At 42.2% G+C, this 22,532-nt stretch carries 20 protein-coding genes, 1 pseudogene and 1 other annotated feature; of the genes and pseudogenes, 1 reads left to right on the forward strand and 20 read right to left on the reverse strand.

The window, feature by feature from the left end; genetic code table 11:
• Positions 1–3 precede the first annotated feature (3 nt).
• A complete protein-coding gene (locus tag MKZ03_RS13015; protein ID WP_060596971.1) occupies positions 4–783 on the forward strand; it encodes an HAD family hydrolase in 780 nt (259 codons plus the stop codon).
• Positions 784–839: 56 nt separating this feature from the next.
• Here MKZ03_RS13015 and MKZ03_RS13020 read toward each other — a convergent pair.
• The 20 genes and pseudogenes from MKZ03_RS13020 to MKZ03_RS13115 form a co-directional block, all read right to left on the reverse strand.
• A pseudogene (locus MKZ03_RS13020) lies at positions 840–987 on the reverse strand (methyl-accepting chemotaxis protein); the annotation flags it as partial.
• A gap of 120 nt (positions 988–1,107) precedes the next feature.
• A complete protein-coding gene (gene thrS, locus MKZ03_RS13025) occupies positions 1,108–3,048 on the reverse strand; it encodes a threonine--tRNA ligase (RefSeq protein WP_034661816.1) in 1,941 nt (646 codons plus the stop codon).
• 45 nt (positions 3,049–3,093) lie between these two features.
• Positions 3,094–3,341: a binding site (T-box leader), on the reverse strand.
• Positions 3,342–3,384: 43 nt separating this feature from the next.
• Complete coding sequence (gene ytxC, locus MKZ03_RS13030; protein WP_034661819.1) at positions 3,385–4,254, reverse strand: putative sporulation protein YtxC; 870 nt, start codon at positions 4,252–4,254, stop codon at positions 3,385–3,387.
• Positions 4,255–4,314: 60 nt separating this feature from the next.
• Complete coding sequence (locus tag MKZ03_RS13035; protein ID WP_340973511.1) at positions 4,315–4,953, reverse strand: TVP38/TMEM64 family protein; 639 nt, start codon at positions 4,951–4,953, stop codon at positions 4,315–4,317.
• A gap of 33 nt (positions 4,954–4,986) precedes the next feature.
• Positions 4,987–5,916 carry a primosomal protein DnaI gene (dnaI, locus tag MKZ03_RS13040; RefSeq protein ID WP_034662053.1) on the reverse strand — a complete coding sequence of 310 codons (930 nt, stop codon included), beginning with the start codon at positions 5,914–5,916 and terminating at the stop codon, positions 4,987–4,989.
• A 17-nt stretch (positions 5,917–5,933) separates the two neighbouring features.
• Positions 5,934–7,355, reverse strand: coding sequence for a replication initiation and membrane attachment family protein (locus MKZ03_RS13045; RefSeq protein ID WP_106031196.1), 1,422 nt, complete (start codon positions 7,353–7,355; stop codon positions 5,934–5,936).
• Between the two features lie 102 nt (positions 7,356–7,457).
• Positions 7,458–7,916, reverse strand: coding sequence for a transcriptional regulator NrdR (gene nrdR / locus MKZ03_RS13050; RefSeq protein WP_003216720.1), 459 nt, complete (start codon positions 7,914–7,916; stop codon positions 7,458–7,460).
• Positions 7,917–7,920: 4 nt separating this feature from the next.
• Positions 7,921–8,307 (reverse strand): hypothetical protein, encoded by a 387-nt coding sequence (locus tag MKZ03_RS13055; RefSeq protein WP_034661829.1) that lies wholly within the window; start codon positions 8,305–8,307, stop codon positions 7,921–7,923.
• Between the two features lie 185 nt (positions 8,308–8,492).
• Positions 8,493–8,873 carry an adenosylmethionine decarboxylase gene (gene speD, locus MKZ03_RS13060; protein ID WP_003216492.1) on the reverse strand — a complete coding sequence of 127 codons (381 nt, stop codon included), beginning with the start codon at positions 8,871–8,873 and terminating at the stop codon, positions 8,493–8,495.
• 234 nt (positions 8,874–9,107) lie between these two features.
• Positions 9,108–10,130 (reverse strand): glyceraldehyde-3-phosphate dehydrogenase, encoded by a 1,023-nt coding sequence (locus MKZ03_RS13065; RefSeq protein WP_060596977.1) that lies wholly within the window; start codon positions 10,128–10,130, stop codon positions 9,108–9,110.
• Positions 10,131–10,302: 172 nt separating this feature from the next.
• Positions 10,303–10,908, reverse strand: a complete 606-nt coding sequence (gene coaE / locus MKZ03_RS13070; RefSeq protein WP_034661832.1) for a dephospho-CoA kinase — start codon at positions 10,906–10,908, stop codon at positions 10,303–10,305.
• A gap of 14 nt (positions 10,909–10,922) precedes the next feature.
• A complete protein-coding gene (gene ytaF, locus MKZ03_RS13075; protein ID WP_034661833.1) occupies positions 10,923–11,555 on the reverse strand; it encodes a sporulation membrane protein YtaF in 633 nt (210 codons plus the stop codon).
• A gap of 174 nt (positions 11,556–11,729) precedes the next feature.
• Positions 11,730–12,563: a DNA-formamidopyrimidine glycosylase gene (mutM, locus tag MKZ03_RS13080; protein ID WP_106031193.1), complete on the reverse strand. Its 834-nt coding sequence runs from the start codon at positions 12,561–12,563 to the stop codon at positions 11,730–11,732.
• Between the two features lie 28 nt (positions 12,564–12,591).
• On the reverse strand, positions 12,592–15,231 hold the full coding sequence (polA, locus tag MKZ03_RS13085; protein ID WP_341032102.1) for a DNA polymerase I: 2,640 nt from the start codon (positions 15,229–15,231) through the stop codon (positions 12,592–12,594).
• 254 nt (positions 15,232–15,485) lie between these two features.
• Entirely contained in the window at positions 15,486–17,228 is a 1,743-nt protein-coding gene (gene pnpS, locus MKZ03_RS13090) for a two-component system histidine kinase PnpS (protein ID WP_106031192.1), read from the reverse strand.
• A complete protein-coding gene (locus tag MKZ03_RS13095) occupies positions 17,221–17,949 on the reverse strand; it encodes a response regulator transcription factor (protein WP_066030564.1) in 729 nt (242 codons plus the stop codon). Before MKZ03_RS13095 ends, pnpS begins: the two co-directional genes overlap by 8 nt.
• Before the next feature lie 186 nt (positions 17,950–18,135).
• Positions 18,136–19,074 carry a malate dehydrogenase gene (gene mdh / locus MKZ03_RS13100; RefSeq protein ID WP_034661844.1) on the reverse strand — a complete coding sequence of 313 codons (939 nt, stop codon included), beginning with the start codon at positions 19,072–19,074 and terminating at the stop codon, positions 18,136–18,138.
• A gap of 34 nt (positions 19,075–19,108) precedes the next feature.
• The gene (icd, locus tag MKZ03_RS13105; protein WP_008346060.1) at positions 19,109–20,380 is read right to left on the reverse strand and encodes an NADP-dependent isocitrate dehydrogenase; all 1,272 of its coding nucleotides are present in this window, start codon (positions 20,378–20,380) and stop codon (positions 19,109–19,111) included.
• A gap of 149 nt (positions 20,381–20,529) precedes the next feature.
• A complete protein-coding gene (gene citZ, locus MKZ03_RS13110; protein ID WP_034661848.1) occupies positions 20,530–21,648 on the reverse strand; it encodes a citrate synthase in 1,119 nt (372 codons plus the stop codon).
• 375 nt (positions 21,649–22,023) lie between these two features.
• Positions 22,024–22,488, reverse strand: a complete 465-nt coding sequence (locus MKZ03_RS13115; RefSeq protein ID WP_007501699.1) for a DUF441 domain-containing protein — start codon at positions 22,486–22,488, stop codon at positions 22,024–22,026.
• Positions 22,489–22,532: the final 44 nt, after the last annotated feature.

Raw genomic sequence — 22,532 nt, forward strand, 5'->3', positions numbered from 1 at the left:
ATCATGAAAGCCGTATTTTTCGATTTAGATGATACTTTGCTTTGGGATGAAAAAAGCATTCACACAACTTTTCAGGAAACATGCCGCGAAGCGGAAAAGAAATATGGACTGAATCCAGCAACATTTGAACAGATTGTACGTGAAGAAGCAAGAAAGCTGTATTCGTCCTATGAAACATATGATTATACTGTCATGATCGGAATTAATCCTTTCGAAGGACTGTGGTCAAATTTTAGTGAACCGATTAGCGAAGGCTTTCAAAAGCTGAATGCCCTTGCACCAGAGTACCGCAAGAACGCTTGGACCAATGGCTTAAAAGAAGCAGGAATTGACGATGAGGCATTTGGACAATATTTGGCTGATTTCTTTGCAGCCGAGCGGAGAAAACGCCCATTTGTCTATGAAGAAACGTACCCTGTTTTAGACCGCCTGAAAGGCAGCTATGAATTGCTCCTTTTAACAAACGGAGATCCTAGTCTTCAAAAAGAAAAACTGGCAGGTGTTCCTGAGCTTGCACCTTATTTTAATGAAATTGTGATTTCGGGAGATTATGGGAAAGGGAAACCTGACCCTGGCATCTTTGAGCACTGCCTTCAGCTGTTAAATCTAACAAAAGACGATGTGATCATGGTTGGAGACAATCCAAAAACAGATATTCTTGGGGCATCTCGCGCTGGGATTCAAACCGTTTGGATCAATCGACATGGCAAAAAGAATGAAACAGATGTAACGCCAGATTACGAAATCAAAGACTTACATGAATTGTTTGATATATTAAAATAGAACAAAAGAGAAAACACCCTTCTCCTGACGAGTTTGGGTGTTTTTGTGTTTTCAAACTACACAATGGCGGCTAGACTTTGCGCTTGCTTGTCTAAGCTGCGGGCTGCTTCTCCTAACTACATTCATAAATTCCTCGCTTGCCTGCTTTACAAGATCGCGATTTGTAAACACCGTTGTCTTGGCCCGGCTCGTTCCGCTGCTGACATACTTTCGTACTTTCCAAACGTATCATTCAAGAAACTGGATCACCAGTGGAGAATTTTTTTCAAAAAGAAAAAGCCAATGATCTCAAGAGAAAGATCACTGACTGCTTCATTGGAAGTATTATTTTTTCGCTTCTGCTACTGCATGTTTCACAAAGGCTTCAAGATCCATTGTTTCTGAATCTTGCTCTCCGTATTTTCTTACATTGACAGCGCCATTTTCTGCTTCTTGATCTCCGACGACTAGCATGTACGGGATCTTTTGCATTTGCGCTTCTCTAATTTTGTATCCAATCTTTTCATCACGGCTGTCAAGCTCTACACGAAGGCCTTCAAGCTGCAAACGTTCTTGTACTTTTTTCGCATAGTCTAAATGGACAGACGGTGAAACCGGGATGACTTGGAATTGTACAGGTGCCAACCATGTTGGAAGGGCTCCTTTGTATTCTTCAATTAAGAAGGCAACAAAGCGCTCCATTGTAGAGACAACACCTCTATGAATCACGACCGGACGATGATGCTTGCCATCTTCTCCGATATAGGTGAGATCGAAACGCTCTGGTAGTAAGAAGTCAAGCTGTACAGTAGACAATGTCTCTTCTTTTCCAAGAGCTGTCTTGACCTGTACATCAAGCTTCGGACCATAAAATGCCGCTTCTCCTTCTGCTTCATAATAATCATGACCAAGCTCGTCCATTGCATCCTTTAGCATCGATTGCGCTTTATTCCACATCGCATCATCGTCGAAATACTTCTCAGTATCTTCTGGATCACGGTAAGATAAGCGGAATGTGTAGTCATTCAAGCCAAAGTCTTGATACACTTCTTCAATTAAGCGAACTGTACGAATGAACTCTTCTTTGATTTGATCTGGACGAACAAAGATATGTGCATCGTTTAATGTCATCCCGCGAACACGCTGAAGGCCGGATAAAGCACCTGACATTTCATAGCGGTGCATTGTACCAAGCTCTGCAATACGAATTGGCAATTCACGATAGCTATGCGGCTCGTTTTTGTAAATCATCATATGGTGCGGACAGTTCATAGGACGAAGAACAAGATCTTCGTTATCCATTTCCATCACTGGGAACATGTCTTCTTGATAATGCGCCCAGTGCCCTGAAGTTTTATACAATTCGACATTCGCAAGAACTGGTGTATACACATGCTCATAACCAAGACGTACTTCTTTATCGACAATGTAACGCTCAATAACACGGCGGATCGTTGCGCCTTTTGGCAGCCAAAGCGGTAGACCTTGACCTACCTTTTGAGAGTTCGCAAACAGTTTCAGCTCTTTTCCTAGTTTACGGTGATCGCGTTCTTTCGCTTCTTCAAGCAGGCGTAAGTGCTCATTTAAATCTTCTTTGCTGAAGAAAGCTGTACCGTAAATACGCTGAAGCATTTGATTGTTGCTGTCACCTCTCCAGTATGCACCTGCAAGGCTTAACAGCTTAAACTCTTTGATTTTCCCTGTTGATGGCAAGTGAATGCCGCGGCAGAGGTCAAAGAATTCACCCTGCTCATAAATCGTCACGGCTTCACCTTCTGGAATCGCCTCTAACAGCTCAAGCTTCAATTGATCACCAATCGCTTCAAAGCGTTTTTTCGCTTCTTCTCTTGTTACTTCAATTCGCTCAATTGGCAAATTGCTGTTAATGATTTTTTTCATTTCTTTTTCAATCTTAGGTAAGTCTTCAGGTGTGATGGCAACATCGATGTCGACATCATAGTAGAAACCATTTTCGATCACAGGACCTACGCCAAACTGGACATGATGCTCTTTTCCATAAAGACGTTTGATCGCCTGTGCTAGCAAATGTGCTGTGCTGTGGCGCATAATGTCGAGTGCTTCTTCACTTTTATCTGTGATGATCTCGATTGTTCCACTTTCTAATAGCGGCGTACGCAGATCTATTTCTTTGCCGTTCAATTTACCGGCAAGCGCTTTTTTCTTTAGGCCCGGGCTAATTGATGCCGCGATGTCTTCTGTTGTAGCTGTTTTGTCAAACTCCTTGACTGCTCCATCTGGAAATGTAAGTTGAATTTGTTCTGACATCTCTGGTCACTCCTTTTTTTGGCAATATAAAAACCCCGCCCCCTGGAAAGGGACGAGGTTGAATAAACGGAATCGTGGTTCCACCCTTTTTCCCGTATTTGCAGCTTACGTTTTCATAAGCAAACACGGCTTGTGGTTCGATAACGGGAATTCCCGTCAGCCATTACTAAAAAGTTCACAGCTGATGTTCAAAGGTGGTAAAGCAAATGGTCCTCTGCTAGGAAGCTTTCAGCCGCGGCTTCCCTCTCTTTAAGCGGGTGTTCATTTGTTCATGTCCTTATCAATACGGTCTCTGTATGAAGTTACACCGTATTATAAAACGTTTTTTCGTGAAAATCAAGAAAGCTTTTCACTTTTCTGTTCCAAATGGTCATGGACAAATTGAACATTCTGTTCTTGAAATGAATGAGCCGGGAATACCTCGACCCTTTCTTGAAAAATATTTTGAATGGTCTGTACCATCGAGTGACCTGTATCATTTGTAAACAGGTCAATCTTTTGGGGCGCTATGGATACGAGTGGTGCAATCAGCTGCGAATCAATATACATTGGATGCTCTCTTACAAACTGTCTGTCTATGTATTGTTTTTGATCACGCTCAGAAGCGTACCGAAATTCCCAAATCATCAGGCGGTCCTGATGCACAACATGTACTTTTTCGAGCTTCGGTTCTCTTGCCATCACATAGTCTCGAAGCGATTGAATGAAGTTTTGATATTCTTGTTCCATTTTGTATTCTTCAATGGAGACTTCAACATAGTTCTTCAGCCTCCTGTCATACTCTGACAGTCTAAAAGTCATAAATGAACCAATTGAAAAAATACCTTGCTGTAAAGAAATGGTCTCAAGCTCCTTTGTTAACAGGGCTTCTCTTGACGGTTCTTGATGAATGCCGGGAATATCATCTAAATCCCCGTTCATAATACTGTGGGCGATTGAAAGAATTTGGTGCTGCTCTTCAGGATCTTTAAATAAATAGGTGTTTTCAAGGATGCTGCGCATGCGCTCATTTTCTTTGCATTCCAAAAAAAAGTGAACCAGTAATGGCCGCACAATGGGCTCAAGTCCTTCTTCTGATTCCTTCGCCTCTATGAGAAGCCGGTCTTTCCCTTGTTGAATTGACATGTGATGCCGACTGTCCAAGTGTTCAGCAAGATGTAAAAAAGCGGCGGTATCATATTCATCTTCAAAGATTATTTCAAGCATGTTTGTCCCCCCTAACGACATCTGTTACATATATATGGGGAAAACATAAAAAATAGACGCCTAAAATAAATCAGGCATCTTTCTTTTTAAAATGAGCGGAACGGAGATAAAGATCAGATAAATCAAACAAACGATCACTAAGGCGGCATAATTGCCGCTGACAAAGCTTGAGCCAAGGACATTTAATGCAACTGTACCCGGTATTAAGCCTAAAAAAGTAGCTGCCGTGAATGCACGATAATTCGCACGTGAAACTGCTGCCGCATAGCTGACAAAGTCAAAATGGATCGGGGCAATACGCAATAACAAAATATAAAGAAACCCATGCTCCTGAATGCGGGATGTCACCGCTCTCAGCTTCCGGCTGCTTGATTCTCTGCCTTTCTTTTTTGCACGAAAGGTTGTGGCAAGCAGGAAGGAGCCTGTTGCTCCGGCGGTAGCACCAACGAGGGCATAAATCGTCCCAAGAACACTGCCGAATGCTAAACCTGCTGCCAGCGAAAAGACCGTAAGTGGGACGAGAACAAACGGGCGAAAAAGAGATAAGAACAGAAAAACAAAGGGAGCCAGCAGCCCAAATTGAAGCACCCAATTCTTCACATCTTTCGGCGCCAGCTGAAGGTGCTGTTTGTTCAGCCACCACAGCAAAGCAACGAGACCTGCAATCACGAGAAAAAGCAGCCATTTTCTTTTGTTCATTTCATTTGCTCCTCCTTCAGGTGATAGACGCTTTTATAAATGACGGCGGTTTTCTCCTTCGAGCAAGACTGCCTCTGCTAAATAAAGAATCCGTTCCATTAAACGAGCGGCTTTGACCTCTTCTTTTTCCCCGCGCTGTGAGTACGTAAAGTGATGCTTCAGTTCACTTGGTGAGAAATTAGAAGAGAAGAAAGTCGGCAGCTGCTCTGCCATACGGTATTGTAAGATCGTTCCGAGCAGTTCATCTCGAACCCAGCTTGTCATCGACTCTGCCCCAATATCATCAAGCATTAAAATAGGGGTGGATTTGACCATGTTCAGCTTTGCTTCCAGTGTATGATCGGCTAACGAATTTTTTAACTCTCTCACAAATTCAGGCACGTACACTAGGAGAGATGGGTATTCCTTCTCCGCTAGCTGCTGCGCAATGGCTGCCAGAATATACGTTTTTCCTACTCCAAACTTTCCGTGTAAATATAAGCCCTTCCCTTTGCCCGTCTCATCATAGCTTTGCAGGAATTGACCTACTTTTTGAATGACTTCCTGTCTTCCCACAACGTTCAGATCAGTGAACGTCGCTTGAAGAACATTTTGCGGAATGTACATGCTTTTCATAAGCTCTTGCTGTTTTTTCTGTCTATCGAGCCGCAGCTTGACTGGGCAGGGGGAATATTCAATATCAATACTCTGACCTTTGATCACAAGCTTCGGGTGATACCCGTCTAAAATCGCATTGACGTTCTCTTCATCTAAGCAATATGAACAACCCTTCGACTGCTGCACATATTCAAAAAGCCGGTTCAAACTACGATTGATCATGTCTTCGTGTATTTCTTCTTGATGCTCCTGTAAAAAGGCTCTTACATCTTCATCAGATAACACACTCTCTTTAATCTGATTGTATCTCACACGAAAATCTACTCGTCCTTTTAACTGTTCAAATGAACGACCGATCGGTTTCATCCCCATCTCACCTCACCTTAATGTGCATTGTACTTTTTCATATTTTTAAACTGATCTAACAGTTTTTCTTTTTCTCGTTCGAGGTCTTCTGTCGACAGACTGTCTGTTTGTTCTTTTGCCGGCTGTTCTTTCGTTTCAGTTTCTTTCATCCAGTCAGGAAGCTTCTCTTCTCGGACAACTTTCCCTGATCCATATGTGCTGCGCTGCTTTTTCTGCTGCGCCCACTCTGTCATTTGCTTGTTCTCTTCTTTGGCAATTTTCATGGCTGCCGCTACGGTTTTAATTTTCTTTCTCACCCAATGAGCGGCGATTTTTTGCATATATGTTTTCGACAGCTTCATATCTGTTTTCAGTAATGTATAGTAGATCAAAACGTTCATGACACCTGGCTCTAGCTGCTGCTCGAGCATAATATCTTCGACAATTCTTAAGTCGGCATACGTTGGCTCAATGCCGTCTGCCATATCTTTTAGCAGCTCCCTAGGCGAAATATGATCGAGCTTTTCAATCAATTTGGCATCTGGCGTATCTGCTAGCGCTTTTGAAGCATCTTGACGCAGGTGTCTAGGCTGTTTTTGATCAATGAGTTTTGGCTGCTCGCCTCTGTATTCGATTTGGTACCAGTCTCTTGCGGCTTTTCTCAGCTCTTCTGTTGAGATCATTTGATCCGAACCGCAGGCACCTGCTACAATATTTTGCATTTGAAGCGGGGTGATGCCGTATACAACGGCTAACTTCTTAATCGTTTCTTTCACCTGCTTTGTCAAAGCCTTTCTTGGAATCATCATATCAGACATGCCCGCTAACAATAGATCGAAATCAAAGGATTCGTCTGAAAGCGGAGCCGGCTGACTCGATCCAACGGTCACATATTCATAGCCCTGATCAAGTGATGACGCCCGATTGATTTCTTCTGTCATCCTGCGTTCACCTGGCTGCAATACGTGAAAGACTTCTTCAAACGACCGCGAGATGTTCTTTGCCTCTGCAGGAACACCTGGATAAGAAAAATAATCACGAAGCTGCATATATTTTGCTTTCTCTACACGATGGTACAGCAGGACATTCAGCATACCATCCTGGAAAAACTCATCTGGTCTTAGCGGCGGCACAAGCTCATATGTAAACAGTCTGCCTTCTTCCGTTTCCTGTTCATATGTGCGAAGTAAACCAATCGCTTCAAGCTTTAAACGTTCCTCAAAAATATCATTTAAATTCGTTTGCAGCATGACCATGAGCTGCCGATGAGGTGCGGGTTTCCCCCACATACGATTTTGTTCCAGCTCTCCCCACAGCGTCATATATAAGCTGAAAGCGGACATGCCTATAAGCGGCTGATATAAAAGAGTAATGAGCTGTCTATCGATGTCACCGAGCAATGAAGCGCTTTTGACGACATACGGATCGACGGCTAGCACTTCCTTCCAATGCTCTGTCATATGCTGATCCTCCCCATGAATTGCAATTGTTTCTATTGTACACCCTTTTTGCGTTTTACGCTTTACGCAGGAAAAAGAGCGTGAAGAATCTTCAGCTCTTTTTTAGCGTTCTTTCTTTAATAAATCTTTTAATTCATCAATAAAGACGTTGATATCTTTAAACTGCCGGTAAACTGAGGCAAACCTGACGTAAGACACTTCATCAATTTTTGCCAGCTCGTCCATCACCATTTCACCTACAAGCTCGCTTTTCACTTCTGACATACCTTGATTACGCAGTTCTTTTTCAATATTAAAGCAGACATCCTCCAGCTGCTTTAAAGCAACAGGACGCTTCTCACACGCTTTAATGAGTCCTCTCAGCATCTTTTCGCGGCTGAATTCTTCTCGAATCCCTTCTTTTTTCACCACAATCAGCGGTAATTCTTCTAATTTCTCAAACGTCGTAAAGCGATATTGGCAGCTTTCGCACTCTCTTCTACGACGGATGGATTTCCCTTCATCTACTGGTCTTGAATCAAGCACCCTTGTGCCAAGGTGCTGACATGTGGGACATTTCATTTCATCAGCTCCGATCTATTCTTGGAAGTTGTTTGTCTAGTTCATCATAAAGGGACAAAACGGCCTTCTGACTATAACCAAAATCTGTTGGCAGGACCGTTTCTGTTGTCACATTAAAATCGACAGCTGTTTCAAAAGGACGAATTGAAATGACAGTCGCTACGAGAAAGGCTTTTTTCGGCATTCTGATGTTTGCGCTGATTTCACCTCGTTCTGCTGAAACAGATGTCACTTGATAGGAATCGTTTCGGGAAAGCATGGCTTCCACCGCTTGAAAAACTTGTGCATTCGTCGTTTTGTAGTAATGGCTTTTCAGTTCTGACACTGGATGCTCGTCAGATGTTTCTGTATGGTTTGACATGAACCGTTTGAACTTTTGTCCTAAAGTCATATACGTATCCCCTTTGCCATAATGCCTCTTCTTTATTTTATAAAAAAAACCTTTGTTTTCCTAGAACAAAAGTATAGACAAGTTGGGGAATGTTGGATTTTGTATATCAAACAAATATAAAAAGGAGCATAACACAAAGGCATTTCAATGCTTTTGGCCAGCTCCCATTGCAATCTTTTTTATGTTTACAGTGCTTTGGCTTGTGCCTGTTTCACTTGTACAGGTCCCATGCCTCGAGGAATTTCGATGTTTTCTCTTGTTTCGGCACCTAATTCATCTCCGATATGATCTGCTGCGATATTCGGATCTAGGTCGCCGCAAGTATAAACATCTATGCTCGCATAACCATGTTCAGGAAAGCTGTGAATTGTCAGATGAGATTCAGAAATAATGACAACTCCACTTACTCCTTGAGGTGCAAATTTGTGAAAAGCAACCTCTCTTACTTCAGCTCCTGATTTCAAAGCTGCATTTACAAACGTTTTTTCAATAAAATCCATGTCGTTCAGTTTATCACAGTCGCATCCCCATAGCTCGGAGATAACGTGACGTCCGATTGTTTCCATCATGGACCCCCCTTAAACAAGAATGAAAGAGTGAAGTTCTAAGCAGCCGGACCGGACATATACCACGGGGGAAAGTTAGTCCAAAGAGGTCCTAACCCTTTAAGTATACCCGAATGAGTCTGCGAACAAGAAGTTCACGAAAAATAGTATACTTTGTTTAGACCCATTTTGCAAGCTGTGTTTTTAGTGGGATTTTCTCTCATTTCTTGGAAAGGGACGTTCGTCTTCTTCATTTCAAACAGCAGAAAGCTCTTTCATCTGCGAACCGACAAACTTCACAAGATCCACCACTCTGCATGAATAACCCCATTCATTGTCATACCATGCAAGAACTTTTACTTTTCTATCCTCCATCACCATCGTTGTCAGTCCATCCACGACAGCTGAATAAGGGTTCGTGTTAAAGTCTGTAGAAACAAGCGGCTCATCCGTGTAATCTAAAATACCGGATAGAGAAGTTTTTGATGCATTTGAGAAGGCTGCATTTACTTCTTCTGCTGTCACATCTTTTTTCAAGTCGACGACAAGATCAACCATCGATACATTGGAAACTGGCACGCGCAGTGCAAGTCCATGCAATTTCCCTTTCATGTGCGGCAGCACTAAAGAAAGCGCTTTAGCGGCACCCGTCGTAGTTGGAATGATGGACTGAGCACACGCTCTAGCCCGGCGCAAATCCTTATGCGGGTTGTCGATATTTTTTTGATCATTTGTATACGCATGAACCGTTGTCATTAAGCCGTTGTCGATGCCGAATTCATCATCTAACAATTTGACAACTGGTGCTAAACAGTTTGTTGTACAAGATGCGTTTGAAATAATGACGTGCTTTTCAGGATCAAGATCATCTTCATTAACACCCATCACAATTGTAATGTCTTCATTTTTACCTGGAGCTGTGAGTACGACCTTTTTCGCTCCGGCATCTATATGGCCCATCGCTTGTTCTTTTGAATTAAATTTCCCTGTTGCTTCTATGACGATATCAATCCCAAGCTCTCCCCATGGAAGCTGCTTTGGGTCTCTGTCATTGAGCAAAAGCACTCTTTTCCCATTTACAATCAGTGCGTCATCTTCTGCTGTCACATCGCATTCGTAACGTCCATGATTTGTGTCATATTTAATTAAATGTGCTAGCGTTTCGGCAGGATAGCTTGCGTTCACCGCTACAATTTGAATTTGATCATCAAGCATTGCTTTTCTGAAGACCATGCGTCCAATTCTGCCAAACCCATTGATCGCTGCTTTTACCTTCATGAACAGGTCACTCCTCTATTATGTGTTATACTCAATAAATTTATTTATGAAATTAGTATATCACATTAGAATGTAATTGCCAGTATATAAACGTATATTTTCTAAAAAGGGCTGTTCTTTTCAAAGGAAATAAGAATAAAGCATAAAAAAAGAAGAGTACGTGTATGTACTCTTACTTATCTGTATGTTCCCATTCATTTAATATGTTCTGCAATTGCTTTCTGATAAAAGCGAGATCTTGTGTGTTTTCTATCACGCGGTCTGCTTTTTTACATTTCTCTTCAAGGGGCTGCTGAGAGTGAATCCGATTCAGCGCTTCTTCCTCACTGAGGTCGTTTCGATTCATGAGTCGTGATAGCTGCAATTCCGGTGTTGTATACACCACAATGATCCGGTCGACAAGACTTTCCAGCTGACTTTCAAATAAAAGCGGGATATCAAGGACAACGAATGTTTCTTGGCTGTTGATCCCTTCATCTCGCTGCCTGAGCATTTCCTTTCGCACTTCTGGATGAACGATCGCATTCAGCTGCTTTCGTTTCTCTTCATTAGAAAAAATAATGGCTCCCAGCTCCTGCCGGTTCAGCTCTCCATTTGGCAGGAGGACACCCTCACCAAAGGTTTGAACGATATGATGAAGGGCGGATGTTCCTTTGGAGACCGCTTCTTTTGCAATCACATCTGCGTCCACAACCCGAATGCCCTGCTCTTTTATCATCTGCGAGACTGTGCTTTTTCCGCTAGCAATCCCGCCTGTTAATCCAATGACAAGCGTCAATTGATTTCCTCCTTTTACAGCTTCCAAACCCCAATTAATATGAGCAGAAGCCCTGGTAAGCATGCGAGTTTATTGATCCAGCGCCAATTTGCCAAGTAATGACCGGCACGCAGCCCGATACACACAAAAAGTGAGCTCATCACTGCCACCGTGATACTCATAACAATTGGAGAAAAGCCAAGAATCGCTGCGCCAATCCCTGCGCCAAATGCATCAATGGATAAAGCAATTCCAAGAAGTACCGCTTCCATTCCATTAATCGTCCCAGATCGGTCAATATCTGCACTTGTCGGCTTTCTTAAAATGTGAATGACAAGCCCAAGCGATTGTACTTCCACATTGAGCAATGTCTTTTCATGAAGAAGCAAATCACGCTCTTTCGCTGGTTTGTAAAATTGATACAGGACCCAAAGGCCAATGGCAATTAAAATGCCTCCACCCAGTTTATCGGTCACTGAGACAGGGAGAAATGTCGTCAGCAGACTGCCAATCAGCATAGAAATGAGCAGCACAATCCCTGAGCAGCATGCAATAATGACGATGGCTTTAAATGGGATCCTCATTTTGCGAAGCCCATACGTAAAGCCTACAGAAAAGCTGTCGATGCTGACTGCAATAGCTAAAAACAGGAGCGAAATCGAAATCATACCTGAACTCTTCCTTTCTGTTCATGCAACGATGATCAAGAGTCTCTAGGCGTCCTTAGACTCTTCTTCACTATATGAAGAGCAGGTGGGCTGTGTGTCAGTCTACACCTTGCTGAAAAATGAATGTTTTTTATCGTATGCATAGCAAAAAGGAAGCATGCTCATGGCTAAACTTTATTGAGGACGTTTTTGGCAGGTCACACAAAAGTGCGTGCCGCGCCCTCCGACCACTGTTTTCTCGATGATGCTTCCGCATGTTTGGCAAGGCTCTCCCCGCCGGTCATATACAAGAAGCTGCAGCTGAAATGTTCCAATATCTCCTTGTGAGTTGATATAAGAACGAATCGTGCTTCCTCCCGCATCTACCGCTACTTGAAGCGTATCGATGATCTGTTTGTGAAGCACTTTGCAGGATTCCTGGCTGAGCTGATTCGCTTTCGTTTCTGGATGAATACCTGATTTAAACAGGACCTCATCTACGTAAATGTTACCAAGACCTACGACAATCTTTTGATCAAGCAGTGCTGTTTTAACCACGCGGGTTGTTTTTTTCAATTGCTCCCATAAATACTCAGGAGTGAACTGTTCATCAAATGGTTCATATCCCAGCTGAGAAAGCGGGAGTTCCTTTTCCTCTTCACCCGGCTGAAATAAATGCATCGTGCCAAATTTACGCACATCATGGTACCGAAGCTCAGTACCATCTGTAAACGTAAAGACGACGTGTACGTGTTTATCATAAGGCTCATGCGCTTCATGTACACGGTATTTCCCTTCCATCCTTAAATGGGAGACCATCACATAATGGTCTAAATGAAAGAGGAGGAACTTCCCTCTTCTTTCAATGGTTTGTATGGTTTCTCCTACCATTCTTCTTGCGAACTCTTCCGGCTCCCCAGGACGTTTGATGATGTTTGGCCATTTGATATCGACCGTTTCAATCGTCTTTCCTTCGACTAACCGCTTGAGAGTGCGCCGGACGGTTTCAACTTCTGGTAATTCCGGCATGCTCCTCGCTCCTTTTTCTCTCTATTATTTATTTCGCATCGTACCAAGATGGACCTGAAGCAAAATCAACTTTTAGCGGCACATCAAGCTGAAGTGCGTTTTCCATGACTTCAGGAACAATCTTTTCAAGGATGGCGATTTCTTCTTTCGGCGCTTCGAAGATCAATTCATCGTGCACCTGTAATAAAAGATTTGCCTGCAGGTTTTCTTCTTTGAGCCTTCGCGCCATATCAATCATCGCTTTTTTAATAATATCGGCTGCACTGCCTTGGATCGGTGTGTTCATGGCTGTTCGTTCTGCAAAGCTTTTGATATTAAAATTACGGCTTGTGATATCCGGGATATACCGTCTGCGTTTGAGAAGCGTCGTGACGTAGCCTTTTTGTTTCGCTTCCTGGACGATTTCTTCCATATAGGTTTTCACGCCTTTAAAGCTTGTTAAATAGCGCTCGATAAATGCGGCTGCTTCTTTTCTTGTGATCCCAAGGTTTTGAGAAAGTCCATAATCGCTAATTCCATATACAATACCGAAGTTTACCGCTTTGGCTTGTCTTCTCATAGCGGAAGTCACTTCTTCTTCTGAGACATGGAACACGTCCATCGCTGTTTTCGTGTGAATGTCCATGTCTTGCGTAAATGCTTCGATCAAATTCTCATCTTGTGAAATATGAGCGAGCACACGCAGCTCGATTTGTGAATAGTCAGCTGCAAACATGAGCCAGCCTTCTTTTGAAGGAACGAATGCTTGACGAATCTTCCGTCCTTCTTCTAAACGAATCGGGATGTTTTGAAGATTCGGATCTGTTGAGCTTAATCTTCCTGTTTGGGTGAGTGCTTGATTAAATCTTGTATGCACTTTATGAGTATCCTTACGCGTTACTTTCATTAAGCCTTCCACATAGGTCGATTGCAGCTTTCCAATTTGCCTGTAATGCAGAATGGATCGAATGATTTCATGCTTATCTTCAAGCTTTTCAAGCACATCCGCAGACGTCGAGTAGCCTGTTTTTGTCTTCTTCATAATCGGCAGACCTAATTTTTCAAATAGGATGACGCCAAGCTGTTTAGGAGAATTGATGTTAAACGTTTCTCCTGCTAAGCGGTGAATGGTTTCTTCATATTCTTTGAGCTTTTTCGTTAATTCTTCACCCATTTTCTCTAGGCGCTCTATATCTACCTTTACTCCAAGAGATTCCATTTCACCTAAGATGAGAGCAAGTGGCAGCTCTAAATCTTCATACAGTTCGTGCTGATCATTTTTTTCTAATGCTTCTAATGTTAAATCATGCAAGGCTGAAATCGCCGCTGCTTTTCGTCCAAGATGTTCTTTCAGTTCATCTTCAGGTGGAATCGCCTGCTTTGCTCCTTTTCCGTATACTTTTTCATCAGAAAGAGCGATATTCAGACCATATTCCTTCGCTACACTTGCGACGTCTTCGTATGATTTCTGCGGGTTGACGACATAGGAAGCGAGCAGAACATCATTATCAACACCTTTTAGATCGACATCATGCCATCTCAGGGCGACAACTGCTCTTTTTGAATCAAAGACCCATTTTTTCTTCGTTTCATCCTGTACCCATTCTTTAAATGCTTCTGATTGAAGCGCATCTTCTTTCGTGATAAAAAACGCACCATTTTCATTATGGATCGCAAAACCGATCAAATCCGCTTCGTGATAATTATCTCCAAGCTGTTCTACCACAAGGGCTGCATGATCTGTCAGCATGTCGTCCCCTGCAGCTGTCATTTTTTTCACTTCTAATGCATCTACTTCGACCTGTTCATCTGTTTCTGGTGCTTCTCCTAGACGCTCTAGCAGCGTTTGAAAGCCCAGTTCTTTATAAAGAGAGATCACTTGATCCATGTGAGGGCCTTCGTATGCGAGATCTTTGCTTGACACATCAATAGGTGCTTCTACAAGAATCGTCGCCAGCTCTTTACTCATGACTGCTTGTTCTTTATATTCTTCAAGTTTTTCTTTTAGCTTTTTCCCGCTCACTTCATCAATATGTTCAAGCAGGTTCTCAACTGTTTCAAACTGCTTTAACAATTTAATCGCTGTTTTTTCGCCTACACCTGGGACGCCTGGGATATTATCTGAGGAATCTCCCATCAGCCCTTTCATATCAATGATTTGATCTGGTCGCAGGCCATATTTTTCTTCAATATGAGCAGGTGTGTAATATTCTACTTCTGTGATGCCTTTTTTCGTAATAGCCACTGTCGTATGATCTGTTGAGAGCTGTGTTAAGTCCTTATCTCCTGAGAAGATTTTGACTTCAAAGCCGTCTTTTTCTGCCTCGACAGCCAATGTACCGATAATATCATCTGCTTCATATTGAGGAAGCTCGTACCTTTTCACCTGATAGGCATCTAATAGTTCACGGATGAACGGCATTTGTTCTGATAGCTCTGGCGGAGTTTTTTGTCTTCCGCCTTTATATTCTTTAAATGTCTCGTGGCGGAATGTTGTTTTTCCCGCATCAAATGCGACGAGCATATGGGTAGGCTTCTCGTCCTCCAGCATCTTCATTAAGATCATCGCAAAGCCATAAATAGCATTTGTATGTACGCCTTTATCATTTGATAATAGCGGCAAAGCAAAGAAGGCTCGATATGCGAGGCTGTTTCCATCCACTAACACTAATTTCTTTTTGTCTGTCATGTTTTAATCCTCCATCGGCTGAGCCATCTCAGCCGTCTCTTTCACACATTGTATCTTCATTTTATCAAAGTTTATTTTGAAAAGAAAATAGTCGAGCCTGCATAAAAAAGGGACGAAAACAACAAGTGTTTTCGTCCTTCCAAAATTGGCTCCTTGGATGAAGGGGTTCCTATTCATCCTATCAATGAATGTTTAACAAAACATGAATTCATTGTAAAGATCATGTAAATTTTAACGTGACTTTCCTTTTTTCTCTAAGTCGATTTCAGACTCACTGTAAAAGTCGTCCCTTTACCTTGTTTGCTGTGGACAGAAATCGTTCCTTCATGCGCTTCCACAAGGTGTTTGACAATGGCAAGACCAAGACCTGTACCGCCTGAATTCCTGCTTCTATCTTTATCAATTCGATAAAATCTCTCAAATATTCTTGGAATCTCGCTTTTCTTCATGCCGATTCCTGTATCTGCTACATCAAATTCATAGGCACCTTTCCGCGGTCTTGCTGAGATGGTAACACTTCCTCCCTCTGGTGTATAGGTCAGGGCATTATTGACGAGATTGAGGAAGATTTGCTTTAACCTTAGCGGATCTGCCATAACATAGACCGGTTCTTTCGGGACACGCACTTGTAATTGAATGCCTTTTTCTGCGGCCTTTTGTTTTAACAGCACTTCAATCTCTTGAATGATTTCTGTCGCATTGGCTTCTTGAATATTCAGCTTAAAATGCTGCTGTTCAATTTTAGAAAGATCGAGTAAGTCTTGAATCAGTGTTTCTAGACGGACACTCTCTTTTAAAATGATAGAAAGAAATTCTGTCAGTGCTTCCTTGTCATCAATCGCGCCATCAAGAAGGGTTTCTGAGAATCCTTTAATCGATGTAATCGGTGTCTTTAATTCGTGAGACACATTGGCGACAAAGTCTTTTCGCATCTGCTCCAGCTGCTTTGTTTCTGTCACGTCATGAAACACAAGGACAATTCCTTTCCATTCATCGTCTGTACTTAAAATTGGTACACCATCCACTTGGAAGTAGCGGCGTTCAATGTCAACGGCTAGACGTAAAAACTTCCGCACCTTCGTTTCTGTCATGAAAATTTCGTCAATTAATTCGATAATCTCTTCATGTGTAAACGCTTCGTGATACAGCTTGTGCATGTAAATATGCTTTTGGACTTTAAACTGCTTGCGGAAGGTTCGATTGACTAGGTGGATATAACCCATCTTATCAATCAAAATAATCCCCGCTCCAATATTTTCAATGACCGTTTGCAGCCGGTCTCTCTGCATTTCACCGGCACTTGTCATTTCTTGAAGACTTCCTGCCAAACGCTTCATGGAAGTATTCAGTTCACTTGTTTCAATCATCAACTCTTCATAGTTATTCGTATCATAGTTCCCGCGTTCCAGCTGTTTGGCTACCTTTGTAGCATAATCAATTGGTTTCACATATTTCATCGACATGCGGTACCCAAAGAAAACGATGATGATAATCGCCGAGCCAAGACAAAAGGCTAATGCAAGCCAGAGCTGGCCGTCAATTTCATTTAAAGGCTCGTATGACGCATGGAGAAATAAATAACCCGCTGGTTCGTTTTGTTTCAGGATCGGGACAGCATAATGAAACAGCGCATCCTTCTCATCGTCAATGACGACCCCTTTTGTTTGGAAACGTTCATTGTTCAGCGTGTTTCGAATGATGGCCCTTTGTTCTGCTTGACCCGTTGTATGTATGATATTCCCCTTCAGGTCCACAATCGACGCATTCATATCAAAATGCTGCTTTGCCTGATGGAGGACCTCCTTGTTTTGCTTCGCCTTCAGATCGTCACCATTCATGGAAGACAGGAGGAAGCTCGATTCCTTTTCCATTCGTTCCGTTAATTTGGTTTCATAGAAAACATGGAACATGTGGTCCAAGAAAAGACCAAGTGCCACAAACACAATAAAAAGGAGAAAAATGAGTCCCGAAAACAGACGGGTTCTAATTTTACTCATTTGACTTTGGCTCCTCCAATTTGTAGCCTAAGCCGCGAATCGTTTTAATGTATGTTGGTTTTTTCGTGTTCTTTTCAATTTTGTCCCGCAAGTGGCTAATATGGACATCCACAATACGAGTGTCACCTGCAAAGTCATAATTCCAAACGGCACTTAACAATAAATCACGCGTGAGGACACGTCCTTTATGCTTCGCCAAATAAAGCAGCAGTTCAAACTCTTTTGGTGTGAGCTCTAGACGTTCTTCCTGGAAATAGACTTCGTAGTGTTCTGGTAAAATGCGCAGTTCACCAATTTTGATTTGATCTGCAATAATTTCTTCCTTCTCCTCTTGCGTGGGGGCAGGCTGAGATTGCTGTGCTCTTCTCAAGATGGCTTTTACCCGAGCACCCACTTCTCTAGGACTGAATGGCTTTGTCATGTAATCATCGGCTCCAAGCTCAAGGCCTAGCACCTTATCAAATTCATCGTCCTTTGCTGTCAGCATTAAAATAGGGAACATCATTTTTTGAATTCTCAGTTGTTTGCACACTTCAATGCCGTCCATCTTCGGAAGCATTAAATCTAATACAATGAGATCAGGCTGTTCACTTGCTGCTTTTTCAAGCGCTTCTTCCCCGTCTCTTGCTGTGACGACATCATAGCCCGCTCTTTCAAGGTTATAGCTTAGAAGTGTTACAATCGATTCTTCATCATCCACAACTAATATTTTTTTATTCATGTTGTGCCTCCAATTAGTGATTTCCCCTGCATCCGTTTTTTGTATCTTATGTGAAAAGCGAGAAGTCATGCTTTCTCTTTCATTTTAACGAAAGCTTAACAAGAGGACAATTTAAAATTTCGACAAGATTTGTTTTGTAAACAAAAAGAAGACTCCTCATGAGAGAAGCCTTCTTTTTTATTCATATTAAGACAATACTTTCATGACATTCTTAACAGATTCAACAGAACGGTCAAGCTGACTTCTTTCTTCTTCTGTCAGCTCAAGCTCGATGATCTTCTCAAGACCGTTGCCACCTACGATTGTTGGTACACCTAGGTAAATGCCTTCGTAGCCATATTCACCTTCAAGGTAAGCAATCGTCGGCATGACGCGGCGCTGATCTTTAAGGATCGCCTCAACCATTTCGACTAGTGAAGCAGCAGGAGCATAATATGCACTACCGTTACCTAATAGGTTCACGATTTCGCCGCCGCCTTTTCTTGTTCTTTCAACAATTGCATCAATTCGATCTTTTGGAATCAATGTTTCAAGCGGGATACCGCCTGCATAAGAGTAGCGAACAAGAGGAACCATGTCATCGCCATGTCCACCAAGTACAAAGCCCGTCACATCTTTAACAGATAGGTTTAATTCTTGAGCAACAAACGTACGGAAACGTGCTGTATCAAGAATGCCCGATTGTCCAATGACTTTTTCTTTTGGTAATCCTGATTCTTTATAAACTGCATACGTCATTGCATCAACAGGGTTTGTTAACACAACAATGATGGCTTCTGGAGAATATTTAACGATTTCGCGTGTCACACTGCGCATGATTTTTTCATTTGTTGACACGAGATCGTCACGGCTCATTCCCGGCTTTCTTGCAATTCCCGCCGTAATGACCACGACATCAGAACCGGCTGTATCTTCGTAGTTAGAAGTTCCTGTAATGTTTGCATCGAAGCCTTGAACAGGACTTGCTTCCAGCATATCAAGTGCTTTCCCTTTTGTTGGGTTCTCAAGCTGCGGGATATCGACTAATACGACGTCCGCTAATTCTTTTTGAGCCGTTAGAAATGCTGTAGTTGCTCCAGTAAAGCCTGCTCCGATGACAGATACTTTTTTACGCTTGTTTGCCATTTCCTTTTTCCCCTTTAACTTTAAAGTTTAAGAATCAAGACAAGTTTTTGATGAGCTCGTCAGCAAACTCAGAACATTTCACTTCTGTTGCGCCATCCATTAATCTAGCAAAATCGTAAGTGACGACTTTTGATGCAATTGTTTTTTCAACAGATTGAATCACTAGATCAGCTGCTTCCTGCCAGCCAAGGTGCTCAAGTAAAAGCACGCCTGATAGAAGAACAGAAGATGGATTCACTTTATCAAGACCAGCATATTTAGGTGCTGTTCCGTGAGTCGCTTCAAAAATAGCGTGTCCTGTTTCGTAGTTGATGTTCGCACCTGGTGCGATACCAATTCCACCAACTTGTGCTGCAAGAGCATCAGAGATGTAATCTCCGTTTAAGTTCATTGTTGCCACAACATCGAACTCAGCTGGACGAGTTAGGATTTGTTGAAGGAAAATATCTGCAATGCTGTCTTTGACAATAATTTTGCCAGCAGCTTCTGCTTCACTTTGCGCTTTGTTTGCCGCATCTTTTCCATCTTGTTCTACAATACGATCATATTGTGCCCATGTAAAGACCTTGTCTCCAAACTCTTTTTCAGCCACTTCGTAGCCCCAGTTTTTGAAGGCACCTTCTGTAAATTTCATGATGTTTCCTTTGTGAACAAGCGTCACAGACTTACGGCCTTGGTCGATTGCATATTGGATAGCCGCTCTGACAAGGCGAGAAGTTCCTTCTTCAGAAACTGGCTTGATTCCGATACCTGACGTTTCTGGGAAACGGATTTTGTTTACACCTAATTCGTTTTTCAAGAAGTCAATTAACTTCTTCACTTCGTCTGATCCTTTTGCATACTCGATACCAGCATAGATATCTTCTGTGTTCTCACGGAAGATGACCATATCTGTGTCTTCTGGACGTTTCACAGGAGACGGTACGCCTTGGAACCAGCGAACTGGACGTAAGCATGTGAATAGATCAAGCTCTTGTCTAAGTGCCACGTTTAATGAACGGATTCCTCCGCCGATTGGTGTTGTCAGTGGTCCTTTGATCGCGATTAAGTATTCACGAATGTCTTCAAGTGTTTGCTCAGGAAGCCATTCTCCAGTTTTATTGTAAGCTTTCTCACCTGCATATACTTCTTTCCAAGTGATTTGCTTTTCACCTTTATATGCTTTTTCTACAGCTGCTTCAAGTACTCTTGATGCTGCTTTCCAAATGTCAGGACCGATTCCGTCCCCTTCGATAAACGGGATAATTGGATTATTTGGTACATTCAATACGCCGCCAGTAACTGTAATTTTTTCGCCTTGTGACAATGATATTACCTCCCAGGTTATGTAGTGAATATTTGAAACTTCTTGGCTTGATGTCTGCAAGCGAAGAAGTTTTTCACGTGATTCGTTTTTTGTTGATATAGAGGCTGATTGGCCTTCCTGAGGATCAGCCCCCGCTTATTCTATAAACATTAGTCTCTTTCACTGATCGGAACAAAGGTTTGAAGATCAGGTCCAATGTAGTCAGCTCTTGGACGGATGAGACGGTTGTTGTCATACTGCTCTAGAATGTGAGCAATCCATCCAGAGAATCGGCTGATCACGAAAATTGGTGTAAATAAGTCATGATCAATCCCAAGACTGTGATATACAGATGCAGAATAAAAATCAACATTTGGTGGAAGATTTTTCTCTGATGTCACGATTTCCTCTGCGCGAACAGACATTTCATACCATTTCGGCTCGCCAGTGAGGTTTGTTAAACGCTGGCTCATTTCTTTTAGATGCTTTGCACGCGGGTCACCTTGACGGTATACGCGGTGGCCAAAGCCCATAATTTTTTCTTTCTTCTCTAGCTTACCATGAATATAGGAATCTACGTTTTCAACTTCGCCAATTTCTGAAAGCATCTTCATTACGCCTTCATTGGCTCCGCCATGAAGTGGTCCTTTCAGCGCACCGATAGCCGCTGTTACACCAGAGTAGATATCTGATAGTGTAGCAACACATACACGTGCTGTAAATGTCGATGCGTTTAATTCATGATCCGCATGTAGAATGAGTGCCTTATCAATTGCCTCAATTTCTACTGGTGACGGCTCTTCGCCATTTAGCATATACAAGAAGTTCGCAGCATAGCTGTATTCTTCTTTTGGCTGTACAGGCTCAAGTCCCTTTCGAATGCGTGAAAACGTAGCGACTAGTCCAGAAATTTTCGCCTGTAAACGAATGGCTTTTCTGTAATTCGCTTCTTTGTCCATAATCTCTGATTCGTCATCGAGTAAACCTAGTAAGGATACCGCTGTACGAATCGCAGACATTGGATGAACCCCGTCCAGTGAATACGATTTAAAGTGCTCAATGATTTCTTGCGGAATGTGAGCATTTTCATTGAGCTGCTGTTTTAACTCACTCAGCTCTTGCTCATTCGGCAGCTTTAAGTGCCATAACAGGTAGACAATTTCTTCGAATGTAGCTTTTTCAGTTAAATCATCGATATTGTACCCTACATAAGTAAGAGTATCATCAATAATTGAGCTTACGGATGAAGTTGTTGCCACAATACCTTCAAGACCTCTTGTTGCTGTCATGTTCAATCTCCCCTTTTTAAAAAGATTCCCCTTCGTTGCAGAATTCTCGCTTTTTGAAAGCGCTATCCAATCCGAATAGGACGGCAGGTTCAGAAAAGAAAATGCTTACATTTACCTATACGGTTAGAGCGCTTTTAGCCTCATATCTCTTGTGTGATCAATGAGTTCAAAATTAAGCCTATTCCCATTATAAACAATAATCAGACATTTGTTAAATGTTTAACTATAATTTTTTTTGATATTTTTTTTTCCAGTCTTCCATACAAGGCATGGAATAAAGGGATTTTGCTTCTTTTATTATATTTAATTATGTTTTTTTGCAAAAGCTCACGCAAGAAAAAAATAAAAAAGAAAGTGCCATGAACCACTCTCTTTTCAACCGCTGAAAAATTTCACAGCCTGCATCGCCAAATAAGCAATTCCTGCTCCGATCAGCGGACCGACAGCCACACCTTTAAATAAGCTGACTGCCAAAATTGTCCCGAACACAAGCGCTGCCGTGATATGCGGATCATTTTCGAGTAGCACAATACCGTTTTTTGCGATTAATGCTACTAATATACCCGCTCCAAGTGCAATCCAAGCATAAGAAGATTTCATGGCTTCTCCAAGCTGCTTAAATCCAATGTCACCTGTTGCAATAGGAACAAGCACAGCAATTGTAATGACGGTGACACCCCAATTGATGCCTTTTGATTGGAGAACCGGGAAAATTTTTTGATCCAAACCAATCAGCTTAATCGCAATCAGCACAGAAACCGCTAAAATTAATGAATTGTTCTTTGCAATAAGTGCAATAACGAGTAAAAGAACCAAAAATAAATTTGCTTGAGTAAACATACGCCGCCCCTTCCTTTCTTTTTATTGCGACCTTTTCATATTAC

Origin of the sequence: Bacillus sp. FSL R5-0431 (assembly GCF_038002985.1) — a bacterium.
Taxonomy (GTDB): domain Bacteria; phylum Bacillota; class Bacilli; order Bacillales; family Bacillaceae; genus Bacillus.